This window comes from Daejeonella lutea, from assembly GCF_900168015.1.
GTDB classification, from domain to species: Bacteria; Bacteroidota; Bacteroidia; order Sphingobacteriales; family Sphingobacteriaceae; genus Daejeonella; species Daejeonella lutea.
Window position 1 is genome coordinate 87,715 of record NZ_FUYR01000001.1, and the last position, 14,075, is coordinate 101,789.

A 14,075-nucleotide genomic window follows, 5' to 3' on the forward strand; every position below is an offset into this window, starting at 1 on the left:
CTTTGCGAAAGCAAAGGGCTTTTTTCGTATTAGTTAGCTCTTTGTACTAACGGATCGTACTGATAAACTACGCTGTAAGGGGCTTTGCGTAAATTTGAAGAGATCTGACCGATACGCAGATCCTCTGACTGTGGGGTAGCTTCGCATACGGAATACTTCTGTCCTTTGTAAGTTATAGACGCTCCTACAGGTTTATCAAAGCGAACCGCCATGGTAATATGCGTAGGATAAAGCAGTGCAATCATAGGCAAATCGTAGATCTCCCTGACAAGATAAAAGAACAAGGCAGCACGATCATCACAGTCACTGTAACTTGAGAGGAGCGTTTGTTCTGGGGACAGCCGCTTTTCACGTCCAAAATTATCATCATCATTCTCGTAGAGGAAGGCATATCGCGTAAAGCGCATCAGGTAGTCGATCCCTTTTTTCTGGCTCATTCCCTCAACATTCTTTGTCAGTAGCGGTATCAGCGACCCGTGTGTTTCTTTGCTGAGAGGGATATTAAAGTAAGTTTCAAAGTCGACACCCGGATAGTTGGCAAACATGCCCTCTACCGCCGGATTGAGCTTCAGCTGGAAATGGTACGACTTCTGGTCATAATCAAATTTCAGTTCCTTTTGAGTATATGTATCCGGTTTAAAATCTGGCATCCTTGTTACTTTGTATGAGAAAGAATTTGAAGCTCCGGGCACATTTGTCGCAATAGGTATCATTGGTTCGTTGCTCAGATCAGGATAACCGTAGTCGTGGATATTCAGACACATGTACTTGTTGCCGCCCTCTATGAAAAAAGGGATATCATTAATGTTTTCGTTATTGCGGACGTAAAAAATCAGCCGGTCATTTGCAATCCCCAACCGGGCATCGTAGCCAGATTTGGCTAACAGAAACCATTTATATAAGGTGTATCTATTGTAATTTTCCGCTTTCGGACTGATCTGCTGTGCCGTTTTCCGGATCAGTTGATAGTAGATCCAGTCGTTCAACTCGTGTTTTTCTTTGTAGTCTAATAACTTGTTCACCAGTGGCTCATGTTCACCTGATTCCATGGCGATGTAGAAGTCGGCAACAGATTTTTTAGATAAAATCCCCTCAAACTTGACATTGGATGACTGGTTGAGCTCAAAGTTAAAGGTGCCATCATAAAATTCGAAGCTGCGATTCTGAGCAATGGCAGGAATTCCCGCTAATGTTAGAAAAGCAATCAGAAAGATTTTACAGCTGAATTTGATCACTGAATACACTTGTTAACAAAAAGTTAACATTAAATATACGAAAAATTAACCTCCGGTGCAAATTTGCCATTCAATTACTGATCTAACCTCTAGTTCTGTACTGATATGCTATGTTGAAGCCAATGATTGGTGCTTGGTTGACTAAGGGATAGCTAATCTTCGAACGTAGGATAAACGTAGGATAAACGTAGGATAAACGTAAGATAAACGTAGGATAAACGTAGGATGGAGCCGGCTTAGTGAAGGCATATCAATATGATCAGCGAGGATATATTACTTGATTGAAAGTTAACTGTGAGCTTAACAAGCCTTATAAGTGGTTTAAAAGTTCTTTCCAATCTTCTCCAGCATCTCCGCCGGGATCTTTTCTAGATCGACAACAAGGAAGCCATCCAAACTGTCGGAGAACTTTGGATCGATATTAAAGCAAATGATCTTGGCGTTAAGCGCGATATATTGACGCAGCAGGACCGGCACCTTTAAATGGGTCGTTTCAACTTCCGAAATAAGGCTATCCAGGTCTTTCAGACTTTCGCTCGGTTCCATGAGTAGATCTTTGTCAATTTTGGAAAAGTCGACTTTGAACTCCTTTCGCGGCCTGACATATTGAGCCAGCTCATGATCGAAATGATGATTGCTGATATAATCAACGATCAGGGATTTGGAAAATTTAGAAAAACTGTTGCTGATGCTAACCGGTCCAATGAGGTAACGGTAGTGAGGGTTGTCCAGAAGATACTTCAGAATTCCTTTCCATAGAAGGAAAAGGGGAAGCGGTTTAAGCTGGTATTCTTTCCTGATCCATGACCGCCCCAACTCCAGGCTTTTCCTTAAGATAGGATAGAACTGGTCCCTGATTTTGAACAGTTCTGCGATATAGAATCCTCGTTTACCTCTGCTGTAAAAGATCTCATCACCGTTGCCTATACGGTAGGCACCGACGATCATTTGTGTATCAGTATCCCAGATAAAAAGGTGATTGTAATAGATGTCGTATTCATCCAGGTCGGTTTGCTTATTCGTTCCTTCACCTACCTCCCTGAATGTAATTTCCCGCAGGCGTCCGATTTCTTTGATGATGTTTGGAATGTCGGAAGTGGGGCAAATGTAAACTTCATAATTCTTTTCCGTCCATACTTTGAAATCCTGCAGGCCGCTTATTTCTTTTTCTATAACAGCTGGCGGAATTGCATCCACTATATGTTTGGGGGTTTTGCCGATCTTGAATATATTCCTCGGATTAAAGATCTTCTTCTCATTTTCCAGGCCCGTGCCAAGAGCATAGGTTTTGGCACGAAGGAAATCGAGGAGTTTGGTGGTATTGTTACCAAACGATATATCAGAGGGAAGAATAGGCTTTCCAATCCTTACCCTGATCTTATGTCCGCGTTTGTTAAAAATCTCGGACGGAAGTTTGGCTGTTCGTAAAGTTGGATGAATGAAGCTTAGCAGGTTAAATAGCAAACCATTGTTGCCGTGGAAATAAACGGGCACCACGGGTACGTTTGCTTTAGCGATGATTTTTCCAACTACGGGGTGCCAAAGCTTATCCGTTATTTGCTGTGTTTCGAATTTGAAGGTAGATACCTCGCCGGCAGGAAATATCCCAATAGGTGTTCCTGAATTCAATAGTTCAAGGGTGTTTTTGATTCCACTTATACTTGAAGAATGCTCCACATTCTCAAATGGGTTTACCGCGATAAAGTAGTCACTCAGGTTAGGGATCTTTTTAAGAAGGAAGTTCGCCATCAGCTTAGCGTCGGGACGCACCATGCACAGGAGCTTTAATAACACTAAGCCTTCAATTCCGCCATATGGATGGTTGGCGATGGCTATAAATGCTCCTTCCTTTGGGATGTTCTTTAAGTCGTTTTCGTCAAAATCAATCGAGACTCCAATGATCTGCAAGATCTTATCGACGAACGTAGGGCCTTGAAGATGTTCAGCCTTTTGAAATACTTCATTCACTTCGTTAATTTTCATTACTTCCATTAGCAGGGAAGCGAGTCCTGGCAGGTGGAGCTTATCGAGGTTGGCAGCTTTCGAGAAATCTTCTTTTGTAATGATCTTCATTTCTGGTACGGCAAATAAGTATGAATCAAATTTCTCAAATTATTCCGTTATATTCAGCGCTCATCTACTTCTATTTCCCTGAACATCTGTATTAGGACATGCAGATTACATTCCTGATATAGGGCCTGGCAGAGCTTTAAATAGTTTGCCATGAAAAAACAAGTCACATCCTATTTCAGCTTTTCCAAGAAAGAATTGAACGGCATCCTCGTCCTGCTGGGAGTCATCATGATGAGCCTGTCATTCTCCTCGTTCTACGGTTATTTTGATGAGCCCGAAACCTACGATTTGACAAGCTTTCAAAAGGAAATTGCATTGTTTCGTGCCTCAGCGGTTGAAAGGAAGAAGGGCTATACGTTCCTGAAAGATAAGATAGAAGATAGGGAAATGGAGCCAGAGTATTTCGAATTTGATCCAAACACTGCATCAGTTTTAGACTGGAAAAAATTAGGACTATCAGCAAAGCAAATAAAGATCCTGAACAATTACCGCTCTAAGGGAGGGAAGTTCTTCAAGAAAGAAGATCTGAAAAGGATTTACTCCATTACAGAGAAGCAATTCGATGGCCTGGAGCCGTACATAAAAATTAAGTTTGCAGCACATAAGCCGTTTAGCGAACGGAAACTACCGGCAAGCCCACTTGAAAGAACAAAGAAGGAAGTTATTATCATAGAGCTCAATTCAGCCGATTCTGTAATGTTGGATCAGCTCCGCGGTATAGGGCCTGCATTTGCCTCAAGAATAATCCGTTTTAGAAACCGGCTTGGTGGCTTTCACAACAAAGAGCAAGTCAAAGAGGTTTACGGGATGGATTCTCTGCGATACGCACTTATTTCGAATCAAATTAAAATAGATGCATCATCATTAAGAAAAGTTAGTATTAACACCGCCACTTTCGAGGATTTGAGAAACCATCCTTATTTGAACTTTAAACAAATCAACGCTATCATCCATTATCGCAAACAGCATGGGAAGTATTCGTCATCTGCGGATTTAAAGAAAGTTCTTATCCTGAATGAAGAAATTATCCGTAAAATTGAACCATACTTATCTTTTGATCCATGATCAGTACCAAATTGAAAAATGCTATTCGCGACATTCCGGATTTCCCTAAACCAGGAATAATCTTCAAAGACATTACGCCGATATTAAAGGACGCGGGGCTATGCTCAGAAGTGATCGAAGCATTTGTTTTGGAAATGAAAGGAGATAAGATTGATGTCATAGCCGGGATAGAAAGCAGAGGTTTTTTGTTCGGTCTTATGCTGGCTAACAGATTACAGATTCCTTTTGTGCCGATCAGAAAGCAGGGTAAGCTTCCTGCTAAAACAATTCAGGAGCCCTGTGAGCTTGAGTATGGGTCAGCTATACTTGAATTGCACCAAGATGCCCTGATTGCAGGTCAACGTGTAATGATTCATGATGACTTGCTGGCGACAGGCGGAACAGTTTCTGCCGCAACACGGCTTGTTCAGAAGATAGGCGGGGTTGTTGCAGGTTATTCTTTTGTGATAAGCCTCGACTTTCTGAATGGTAAAGAAAAGCTCAGAGGTGATTCTGAAAATATCATTACACTGGCTTCTTATTGAGTTTATAAGTTGTGGGTTATAGGTTGTACGTTTGGGCGCATACGTCAAGTCTAGAAATACTTATAGCTTATCACTTATAACATACAACCTACCACTTACAACTCAATTTGGTGTTATAATTGCTACATTGCGTGCAACCAATTATAATTCTATATGCAATCAACACTTACTCCTGAACAGGGAGGGATAAATTTCCATTTATCCGAAAATCAGCAAATGGTGATAGACATGGTTCGTAATTTTGCTGAGAAGCATATTCGTCCGCATGTAATGGAATGGGATGAGGAGCAAACCTTTCCTGTTGAAACGTTTAAGAAATTAGGAGAACTGGGCTTGATGGGCGTCCTGGTTCCCGAAGAATACGGAGGTTCAGGCTTGGGATACCAGGAATATGTTCATGTGATATCCGAGATATCTAAGGTCTGCGGTTCTATCGGACTTTCCGTTGCGGCTCATAACTCTTTATGTACGGGTCATATCCTGGCTTTTGCAAATGACGAGCAAAAGAAACGATGGCTTCCAAAACTAGCTACAGCGGAATGGATCGGCTCATGGGGGCTGACTGAAGCTAACACCGGTTCGGACGCGATGGGAATGAATACTACAGCGGTATTAGATGGTGATCATTACGTTGTAAATGGCTCTAAGAATTGGATCACTCACGGAAAGTCGGGTAATGTAGCTGTCGTAATGGTCCGCACCGGCGATAAGGGCGATTCTAAAGGTATTTCTGCGATCGTTATTGAAAAAGGCACTCCCGGATTCACTCATGGTAAGAAAGAAAATAAGCTTGGCATGCGTGCGTCAGAAACAACTGAGCTGATCTTTGACAATTGCCGTGTTCCAAAAGAAAACCTGCTTGGTAAAGAGGGCGAAGGATTCAAGCAGGCAATGTATATTCTTGACGGAGGAAGAATTTCAATAGCGGCCTTGTCACTCGGTATGGCTAAAGGCGCCTTGAAAGCATCGGTTGAATATTCGAAGCAAAGGTTTCAGTTTGGTCAACCCATCTCCAATTTCCAGGGTATTTCCTTTAAGATAGCTGATATGGCTACAGAAATTGAAGCTGCAGAGCTTCTGATCATGAGTGCTGCTGATCTAAAGAATCAGGGCAAGAGCGTAACGAAGCAATCGGCAATGGCTAAATACTTCGCATCCGAGGTTTGTGTTAGAACGGCTACTGAAGCAGTGCAGATCTTTGGAGGATACGGTTATACCAAAGACTTTCCGGTCGAGAAATTCTACCGGGATTCTAAACTATGTACGATAGGTGAAGGAACATCTGAGATTCAGAAGATCGTGATAGCCAGGGAAATAATGCGGTAAGTTAAAAGTTTCGATAACTAATATTCCTTAAATTAGTTATCGAAACTAAAACCGTATTGATGATTAAGCTCTCGCTAATAATTTTCCTTTTTTATCCTTTATTTCTTTTCGCGCAAAGCGGAACGACTTCAGCTCCTAAACAGTTTGTTCTGTTTGATGTCGAATACACTTATACAAAAGCTGATGCGGATAATTCTACGCCGAGTAAATCCCATTATTATGTGAAGGGCGACAAGCTTACTGCCCAGCCGCAGGATTGGACTTCGCCGGTTGACTACCGTAACGGTACTGTTCACATTCGTCTTGAAGTTATCGAAAAACCTGTGGGCAGTGCACCTACCACCTGGACGTTGTGCTACATTCCTAACAAAGGACAAAAAAATGGTTACGGGTGTACTGGAACGACTGTGTATCTTGAAAAAGGAATTTACGAGCTTGATGTCCCTATGACGTCGTTCTGGGAAAATGATTCCATTATATGGTCTGAGGGCATCAAACAAATGGATCTGGTTATAAAAGACGACAGTGGAGGTGCCGGTCATGCGCACAAAAGGGACGATCATGAACGGTTTTTTCCTACTAAAGTCAGGATCACCATGGTTCAGGTTGCGGCAGGCGAGAAATATGATGCACAATTAATACCGCGCATGAATTAGTAAATATTATGGGTTAGAATATATTAACCTGGGGAAATAATTTTATAAAGACTGTAAAATATCAGGCATTAAAATTAATTTTAACCCCTGGTGCGCTAGCAGCATGCTGTTGCATCTTTATAGCCAAACATCACTGAATGAAGAATACAAAGATAGCAGACAAGGTTTTTAGCGAGGAAATTAAAAAACCATCCGACTTTAAGTTCGGCGCTACAGTGGCGAACGCCTTCGACGACATGGTTGAGCGCTCGGTACCTTATTATAATGAAATCCAGCGGATGATTATTGAGCAGGCGATTGAGCATGCAGAGCCGGGAACGAATGTGATTGATCTGGGTTGTTCGACAGGTACTACAATGATTGGACTAAATCCATATGTTGATGAATCAATTAAATTTATTGGCATTGATGATTCAGCAGATATGCTCAAGAAATGCGATCTGAAGCTAAAGGAAGCAAACTTTACAAGACCTTATAAACTCGTCCTTGGAGACCTTCACGAAGATGTGAAGATTGAAAACGCCTCCGTGGTGATTTTATGCTTAACACTGCAATTTGTTCGGCCCATCTACAGAGAAAAACTTATCAAAAGAATATTTGATGGACTTAATAAAGGAGGTGTGCTCATCGTTTCGGAGAAGATTCTTGCCGAGGACAGCCTGTTCAACCGGAACTTTATCAAGTATTATTACGATTATAAGAGAAGGAATAATTACAGTGAAATGGAAATCTCGCAGAAGAGGGAGGCACTGGAAAATGTGTTAATTCCTTATAAATTGAGTGAGAACGTTAAAATGTTCAGGGAAGCAGGTTTTTCGCACATAGAGACATTCTTTAAATGGTACAATTTTTCAGGGTTTATAGCGATAAAGAACTAGGATGCTGACAATAGGAAACTTTTTTTTCAGATACAGGAACCTGCTTTTCGTCTTTCTGTATCTCGCATTGTTTATTCCTTCGTCGGAGATATTCCGTGAGGAAAACCTGGGTCCTGACTATTATTTATATCCATTGATTCTGGGCTTGTCCATAACCATCCTAGGACAGCTTATCCGGGGCGTTACAATTGCCTTGAAATATATTGTTAGGGGAGGGAAGAATAAAGAAGTTTATGCAGATGATCTGATTACCGAGGGGATTTTTAATCATTGCAGGAACCCACTTTATGTCGGAAATATTCTTATGCTGGTCGGTGTGGGGATATTAATTAACTCGCTGTTGTTTGTAGCTGTTTTTATCCCGCTTTTCTTATTTATCTACCAGGCTATAGTTCTTGCAGAAGAGCAGTTTCTTCGAAATAAATTTAAAGGGCAATTTGATGCCTATTGCAGCAAGGTTAGCCGATGGTGGATTAACCTCAATGGAATAGGTAAAACTATATCGGGGATGGATTTCAACGGGAAGAGATGGCTGATAAAGGAATACAATACGCAGACTGTATGGGCGACCGGAATCGTGGTAATCCTTCTGTTCTACTATCCACAGTTAACGAATTATAATACAGATCTAAGGGATAAGATATTTATAGTTTCATTAATTGTGCTTGGAATCTACTATTTCAGCATCAGGTATCTGAAGAAAAGCGGCACATGGAAAGGATAATTTGTTGAGGTAAAGTGAGTTTAAAAAGAAACCTCCCCAATTTACATGGGGAGGTTTTTTTAACTACACCGCTTTGGATTTACCAGGGATGGCAAAAGGATAAAATCCGTTTGCATCTGGCAGTACTTTTGGCTGCGCATCCCAGGCCAGTGTGTCGGGCATGAGGTTGATTTGAGAATTTAGCGCATCATCCCATTTAACTTCTTTCCCTGAATAAGTAGCATATCGCCCTAGTAACGCAGTAAGAGTGCTTTTCGCTACCCGTTCGGCATCGGCGAACTTATATTCCCCTTTGTCGATTGCTTCAAACAGTTCATCATGTTCACTTTGATAAGGATTTGGATCACCCTTGCCTGCATGATTGAATAAGACGTTCCCTTTTGTATCCCACAATTTGCCGGAGTTTGTATTTGCATTTAAATACACTCTACCTTTGGTTCCCTGGAAGCTTTCGTCAACACGGTTCAAAGTTCCTTCATGGTGACGGCATTGGCTCTGGATTACAGATCCATCGGCATAAATAAACTCTACAGTGTGATTGTCGAAGATTTCTCCATGGTCCTTTCCAGTTCGGAGAAAGCGGCTCCCGGTACCTTGTGCAGATATGGGATAAGCATTCTTTACCCAATTGGCGACATCGATATTGTGAACATGCTGTTCATTGATGTGATCGCCGCAAAGCCAGTTGAAATAATACCAGTTACGCATCTGGTACTCCATTTCAGTTTGTCCGGCCACACGTGGCCTGACCCAAACACCTCCGCTGTTCCAATATACCTGTCCGGATACTATATCGCCGGCGACACCGTCTTCAATGCGTTTTATGGTCTCCCTGTAAGTCTTTTGGTACCTACGCTGTAAACCAACAACCACGTTTAATTTCTTTCGCTTTGCCTCTTCGGCAGTCGCCAAAACACTGCGAATGCCGGGCGAATCAGTGGCAACCGGTTTCTCCATAAAGACATGTTTGTTTTGCTTTATTGCTTCTGCAAAATGAACGGGCCTGAATCCGGGAGGCGTGACAAGCAATACCACATCAGCTTCAGCAATTGCCTGTTTATAACCGTCAAACCCAACAAATTTCTTGTCCTCCGGAACATCAACTTTGTCTTTGCCAAACTTTTTAAATGCGGCATCATAGCTCTTGTCGAGACGGTCACGAAAAGCATCCGCCATGGCTACTACTTTTAAATTGTATTTAGTGTTTAGGGCCTGAAACAGTGCACCGGTTCCTCGTTCTCCACAACCTATCAATGCTATCTTTATTGTTCCTCCTTCTTCAGCATAAACACCGGAAAAGGGGATGTTACTCAACACTGCTCCGCCTGCAATTATTGCCGAAGTTTTCAGGAAGGATCGGCGCTGAGGCTGACTTGTAGATTTTTTGTTATTGCTCATTTGTTAAATATTTAATAGTCTGCAATGGGTTTCTGATTATAAAATTCTTCAATTTCTTGTTTGGATGGAACGATAAATGGTCTGACCAGCCGAATTCCCACAAAAGGAGCTTCCGGAAACCACCAGTTACTTTTCGGTATCTGCGGATCGATTCGTTTCCAGTTGGGATCTGAGCCGCGGCGTGCAGCCGATCTAAGGCCCGATGCCTCGTCTTCAAAAGAGCCACCGCGAACACTGTGAGGATAGAGTTTCTCAGGTTTCGCAATTGGATCGATGCTATATTTTTCCAATTTTGAATAATCCGGAAGATATTGGTCTAGTGTCCACTCGGCAACGTTTCCATGCATGTCAAACAGGCCCCATGGATTTGGCTTTTTTCCACCTACCGGGTGTGTTTTTTCCATACTGTTCGATCTTAACCAGGCGTAGTCTTTCACTTGGTTTGTGTCACTTCCAAAAGAGTAAGCTGTGGTGGTTCCTGCCCGGCACGCGTATTCCCATTCAGCTTCCGTAGGCAATCGATAGAAGATTCCGGTTCTGGTATAAAGCCATTTGCAGAACTGCAGAGCATTATATTGCGTCATTCCAACAGCTGGATGCCCCTCTTTACCCATACCGAATGTCATGTCAAGATACGGTTTAGAAGGCCTCGTAATTGCATCTACACCCAGGCTCTTTGTTTGATCAAAATCCTGGTAAACAAACAGTTCATACATATCCCAGGTTACTTCCTTCGTGCTCATCCAAAACGGACTGACCGTCACTTCATGAATGGGCCCTTCGTCAGGTTTATGTCCGCTTTCACTTTTCTCGCTCCCCATTTTGAATTTTCCGCCGGGAATAGCCTTCATTTGGAATTTAACACTAACGGCAGGAATTTCCTGGGTATAATCTGCATGTTTTTGCTGACCAATCGTAACTTTTGAAATCAATAATAGAAGAAATGCGAAACCGTAGCTGTAGTTTTTTGTGTTAATCATTAGGTAGTAGTATCCGATGGAAAAATAAATTTAAACTTTCATGCCGAATATCTGCAATATATGGTTGAAAGATTTTTTTCTTAACCATTCATTATGGAATACGATTTGTTAGGGATAAGTGAGTGGCGAAGCAATTATCTATTCCTTATTATAATTAAATGAAAGAGAACGATTTTTATCTGTCGACAGAAATCAAATACAACTGCCTGGATGTAGTGAAAATGTGGGGAACTGATTTTGAGTTGAAAGTATATTCGCTGACAGATACGGACTACGAAGTTGCAGAAAACTGCATCGAGTTATATGGAGATTCAAGACCTGACCTTTACGCCTTTGAAGTAAGCCTGGATGATGAATTATCATATGATTATATGAATGATGCAATCACCTGGTATGCCTCGCACATCGGCAAGCCAGATATGGAGATTTTAAGAACGGACCCTCGTGAAGATTTTCTTGAAGGGAGCCTGCCGAAAGTTGGTATTTAAGTAGTTGCCTTTCGTTTAAGAAAAAAATTGCATCTTCAATTCGAATGAAGATCATCAATCGAATCCGCCAATTTACCGATGGTATACTAAATAAAGATGAGGACCCTATAAATAGAGCAAGGTTCCATATTTTATTTTACTCAATGGTGGCAACGCTTGCCATTACTTTGATCCTTCTGGTGGCCTATATTGTCAACGGACCACCCTTACAGCTCTGGCGGCTAAGCATAGTCTTGGCTGCTATATTTACTAGTTTGTATTTTCTTGTTGTGAGAAATAACTACAAGCCAGCAGCTCATATCATTGTATGGATGTTAAATATGCTTGTTTGGACAAATATTTTTTTGCTGATACAGGCATTGAATATTGTCACCATCCAGTACATCATACTCACCATTACCTGTAGCTTCTACATGCTAAGCTCTCGTCACGGAATGGTTTATTCCATTATCGTGATGATACCGGTGGTAATACACTTTATTCTGCAGGGGACAAATAATATTCAGGTATTTGTAACTCCACAACAGGCAAGTAACCCCGTATTCCTATCTGTCCTTCTTTTTAATTTTTCTTTAATCATATTCATTCATTACCACTTTCTTAAAGCATTTCATGATGCCTTAAATAAGCTAAGAACGGCACAGACCCATGAAAAAAGCCTTAATGAGAGATTAGTCGTAGCTATTAAAGATGCAGAGGCTTCGTCTAAAGCCAAGTCTGACTTTCTTTCAACGATGTCGCATGAGTTGCGGACTCCTCTGAACTCCGTTATCGGATTAAGTTATGTTCTGCTTGCCGATAACCCTCGAAAGGAGCAAGAGGAAAATCTTAAAGTTTTACATTTTTCTGCAGGGAGCCTGCTTTCACTTATAAACGACATTCTAGATTTCAATAAGCTTGAGTACGGGAAGTTGGAACTGGAGAAAATTGGGTTTAAGCCGGACGAGTTAATCACAGATATCTGCGCAGGTTTGAAGCTTCAAGCTGAGGAGAAGGGTTTGGAGTTCACTATGAATCTCGATGATAGGTTAAGTGGCACAACGTTAATAGGAGACTCAACCCGATTGCTGCAAATTCTTTTCAATTTGGTGGGAAACGCCGTTAAATTTACATCCAAAGGCCAGGTAGTGCTGACAGTCGAGGTGATTACTGAAAGGGAAGAACTTTTGGAATTAAAATTCTCTGTTAGGGACACTGGAATAGGGATATCTGACAAACATTTGAATGTTATCTTCGAGCCATTTTCTCAGGCGTCAAGTAACATTAATCGGGAATTTGGTGGCACTGGACTGGGACTGGCAATAACCAAACAACTATTGGAGCTTCACGGCACAACGATGTCGATTGAAAGTGTCTTTGGCAGAGGTACAACTTTTAGCTTTAATATTACTTATCAGCGGGCTAATGCAAGTCAGGTAGACGAGCTTTCGACACGTGCTTCTGTTTCGGCAAGTACAATTGATTTGTCTGAACTTAGTATTCTTGTCGCAGAAGACAATGCGATGAATATACTGCTCATTAAGAAGTTGTTTCAGAGTTGGGGAATATCCGCAGATTATGTAGTGAATGGCGGTGAAGCAGTTGAAATGGCCAAAACTAAATCGTACGATGTGATATTAATGGACATTCATATGCCTATCATGGATGGATACGAAGCCTCTAGGGAAATTCTAAAGGGATATAACTCACGTAATAAAAAGCCATGGATTATTGCGCTGACTGCATCTGTTTCAAATGACATCAACGTTAAGGTTACGGAAGCGGGATTAAATGATTTTATTTCTAAGCCTTTTAACCCTCGGGAATTGAAAGCTCGCTTGAGTGCCTTGTCGAACCTAAAGGTGATCAGTAATGCCGAAGATGTGACTAAATAGAAATTTATTTTATCTGTTTTCTAAGCTCTTCTTCAATACGACTGCAACTTACTAAAAACGGCTTGTCAACAATACTGATGTTGAATGACTGACCGACGACGGTGTACGTGCCTGAAACTTTCCCAAGGGGAGAACTGATTGAAAATTTACCATCAGAATTACTTCCGGCAAAAGATCCTCCAGCGCCTGAAATTGCTTGCTCTGCCGACCTGATAAGTTCATCAGGCTGCCCATTAAAATCTATTGATATATTACACTTTGCCATGTTAGTTTTCTTTATTCTTCTGTCTTAGTTTTTCTTCCGCATTTTTCACCTCATCTTTTTCAGCTAAGAATGTGTCTGGTGAAATTTGTGAAAATGTTTCTTTTGACGGTTTTTCCTTAGTCGATTCCAAGCCTGGTCTGGCAATAGCTTTATCTGTGTCAGAACCTTTTCGTTTCTTTTCTCTCGTATCTTTCATAAATTTCTACTAGTTCTTTTACATAAACACTGTTGATCCAGAAATGTTCTGCATTTTAATTTATCTAAACTTTTGATTTTTAATATTTTTTGTACATTTGCAATCCAATTCTGAAAGGGGGTATCTATATATTATGATCATTATTAATGTAAAAGACGGCGAATCACTAGACAAAGCGTTAAAGCGCTTTAAAAAGAAATTCGAAAAAACCGGTGTATTAAGAGAGCTTAGAAGCCGCCAGGCGTACGAGAAAAAATCTATTACCCGCCGTACCGAAGTTAAAAAAGCTATATACAAGCAAGGATTAAACATCGAATCTGTTTAATTTTTCTTTAAGCATATAAAATCTTAAAACTATTTGTATATTCAATTTATTGATGTGCAAATGGTTTT

At 41.1% G+C, this 14,075-nt stretch carries 15 protein-coding genes; 9 read left to right on the forward strand and 6 right to left on the reverse strand.

The genetic code is table 11. The features are described 5' to 3' along the window. Positions 1-29: 29 nt before the first annotated feature. Positions 30-1,235, reverse strand: a complete 1,206-nt coding sequence (locus tag B5X60_RS00470) for a hypothetical protein (protein WP_245803432.1) — start codon at positions 1,233-1,235, stop codon at positions 30-32. Positions 1,236-1,556: 321 nt separating this feature from the next. Further along, a complete protein-coding gene (locus tag B5X60_RS00475; protein ID WP_079700613.1) occupies positions 1,557-3,308 on the reverse strand; it encodes a lysophospholipid acyltransferase family protein in 1,752 nt (583 codons plus the stop codon). A gap of 150 nt (positions 3,309-3,458) precedes the next feature. On the opposite strand from B5X60_RS00475, the gene B5X60_RS00480 reads away from it, so the two are divergent. The 6 genes from B5X60_RS00480 to B5X60_RS00505 all read left to right on the forward strand — a co-directional run bounded on the left by B5X60_RS00480 (position 3,459) and on the right by B5X60_RS00505 (position 8,481). Further along, entirely contained in the window at positions 3,459-4,373 is a 915-nt protein-coding gene (locus tag B5X60_RS00480; protein WP_079700614.1) for a ComEA family DNA-binding protein, read from the forward strand. Then, on the forward strand, positions 4,370-4,897 hold the full coding sequence (locus B5X60_RS00485; RefSeq protein WP_079700615.1) for an adenine phosphoribosyltransferase: 528 nt from the start codon (positions 4,370-4,372) through the stop codon (positions 4,895-4,897). The genes B5X60_RS00480 and B5X60_RS00485 overlap by 4 nt, the downstream gene beginning before the upstream one ends. A 153-nt stretch (positions 4,898-5,050) precedes the next feature. Next, positions 5,051-6,223 (forward strand): acyl-CoA dehydrogenase, encoded by a 1,173-nt coding sequence (locus tag B5X60_RS00490; protein ID WP_317043724.1) that lies wholly within the window; start codon positions 5,051-5,053, stop codon positions 6,221-6,223. Between the two features lie 59 nt (positions 6,224-6,282). Continuing rightward, positions 6,283-6,879 (forward strand): hypothetical protein, encoded by a 597-nt coding sequence (locus tag B5X60_RS00495; RefSeq protein WP_221406178.1) that lies wholly within the window; start codon positions 6,283-6,285, stop codon positions 6,877-6,879. 137 nt (positions 6,880-7,016) lie between these two features. Continuing rightward, positions 7,017-7,757 (forward strand): carboxy-S-adenosyl-L-methionine synthase CmoA, encoded by a 741-nt coding sequence (gene cmoA, locus B5X60_RS00500; protein WP_079700616.1) that lies wholly within the window; start codon positions 7,017-7,019, stop codon positions 7,755-7,757. Between the two features lies 1 nt (position 7,758). Beyond that, positions 7,759-8,481, forward strand: a complete 723-nt coding sequence (locus B5X60_RS00505) for a methyltransferase family protein (RefSeq protein WP_079700617.1) — start codon at positions 7,759-7,761, stop codon at positions 8,479-8,481. Positions 8,482-8,544: 63 nt separating this feature from the next. Here the strand turns inward: B5X60_RS00505 and B5X60_RS00510 are convergent, their stop codons facing one another. Both B5X60_RS00510 and B5X60_RS00515 read right to left on the reverse strand, forming a co-directional pair. Then, positions 8,545-9,879: a Gfo/Idh/MocA family protein gene (locus B5X60_RS00510; protein ID WP_079700618.1), complete on the reverse strand. Its 1,335-nt coding sequence runs from the start codon at positions 9,877-9,879 to the stop codon at positions 8,545-8,547. Positions 9,880-9,890: 11 nt separating this feature from the next. Beyond that, a complete protein-coding gene (locus tag B5X60_RS00515) occupies positions 9,891-10,859 on the reverse strand; it encodes a formylglycine-generating enzyme family protein (RefSeq protein WP_079700619.1) in 969 nt (322 codons plus the stop codon). A gap of 158 nt (positions 10,860-11,017) precedes the next feature. On the opposite strand from B5X60_RS00515, the gene B5X60_RS00520 reads away from it, so the two are divergent. Then, positions 11,018-11,347: a hypothetical protein gene (locus B5X60_RS00520; RefSeq protein WP_079700620.1), complete on the forward strand. Its 330-nt coding sequence runs from the start codon at positions 11,018-11,020 to the stop codon at positions 11,345-11,347. A gap of 44 nt (positions 11,348-11,391) precedes the next feature. Further along, positions 11,392-13,221 (forward strand): ATP-binding protein, encoded by a 1,830-nt coding sequence (locus B5X60_RS00525; RefSeq protein WP_079700621.1) that lies wholly within the window; start codon positions 11,392-11,394, stop codon positions 13,219-13,221. A 4-nt stretch (positions 13,222-13,225) separates the two neighbouring features. On the opposite strand, the gene B5X60_RS00530 is transcribed toward B5X60_RS00525, so the two are convergent. Together B5X60_RS00530 and B5X60_RS00535 are read right to left on the reverse strand one after the other, a co-directional pair. Further along, entirely contained in the window at positions 13,226-13,486 is a 261-nt protein-coding gene (locus B5X60_RS00530; RefSeq protein ID WP_079700622.1) for a hypothetical protein, read from the reverse strand. A 1-nt stretch (position 13,487) separates the two neighbouring features. Continuing rightward, positions 13,488-13,682 carry a hypothetical protein gene (locus B5X60_RS00535; RefSeq protein WP_079700623.1) on the reverse strand — a complete coding sequence of 65 codons (195 nt, stop codon included), beginning with the start codon at positions 13,680-13,682 and terminating at the stop codon, positions 13,488-13,490. 133 nt (positions 13,683-13,815) lie between these two features. On the opposite strand from B5X60_RS00535, the gene rpsU reads away from it, so the two are divergent. Next, positions 13,816-14,007, forward strand: a complete 192-nt coding sequence (gene rpsU, locus B5X60_RS00540) for a 30S ribosomal protein S21 (protein ID WP_079700624.1) — start codon at positions 13,816-13,818, stop codon at positions 14,005-14,007. Positions 14,008-14,075 lie beyond the last annotated feature (68 nt).

Bases quoted from the DNA above. Each gene is read 5' to 3' on its own strand.
- B5X60_RS00475 (WP_079700613.1), bottom strand. From the start codon at position 3,308: ATGAAGATCATTACAAAAGAAGATTTCTCGAAAGCTGCCAACCTCGAT.
- B5X60_RS00480 (WP_079700614.1), top strand. From the start codon at position 3,459: ATGAAAAAACAAGTCACATCCTATTTCAGCTTTTCCAAGAAAGAATTG.
- B5X60_RS00485 (WP_079700615.1), top strand. From the start codon at position 4,370: ATGATCAGTACCAAATTGAAAAATGCTATTCGCGACATTCCGGATTTC.
- B5X60_RS00490 (WP_317043724.1), top strand. From the start codon at position 5,051: ATGCAATCAACACTTACTCCTGAACAGGGAGGGATAAATTTCCATTTA.
- B5X60_RS00495 (WP_221406178.1), top strand. From the start codon at position 6,283: ATGATTAAGCTCTCGCTAATAATTTTCCTTTTTTATCCTTTATTTCTT.
- cmoA (WP_079700616.1), top strand. From the start codon at position 7,017: ATGAAGAATACAAAGATAGCAGACAAGGTTTTTAGCGAGGAAATTAAA.
- B5X60_RS00505 (WP_079700617.1), top strand. From the start codon at position 7,759: ATGCTGACAATAGGAAACTTTTTTTTCAGATACAGGAACCTGCTTTTC.
- B5X60_RS00510 (WP_079700618.1), bottom strand. From the start codon at position 9,879: ATGAGCAATAACAAAAAATCTACAAGTCAGCCTCAGCGCCGATCCTTC.
- B5X60_RS00515 (WP_079700619.1), bottom strand. From the start codon at position 10,859: ATGATTAACACAAAAAACTACAGCTACGGTTTCGCATTTCTTCTATTA.
- B5X60_RS00520 (WP_079700620.1), top strand. From the start codon at position 11,018: ATGAAAGAGAACGATTTTTATCTGTCGACAGAAATCAAATACAACTGC.
- B5X60_RS00525 (WP_079700621.1), top strand. From the start codon at position 11,392: ATGAAGATCATCAATCGAATCCGCCAATTTACCGATGGTATACTAAAT.
- B5X60_RS00530 (WP_079700622.1), bottom strand. From the start codon at position 13,486: ATGGCAAAGTGTAATATATCAATAGATTTTAATGGGCAGCCTGATGAA.
- B5X60_RS00535 (WP_079700623.1), bottom strand. From the start codon at position 13,682: ATGAAAGATACGAGAGAAAAGAAACGAAAAGGTTCTGACACAGATAAA.
- rpsU (WP_079700624.1), top strand. From the start codon at position 13,816: ATGATCATTATTAATGTAAAAGACGGCGAATCACTAGACAAAGCGTTA.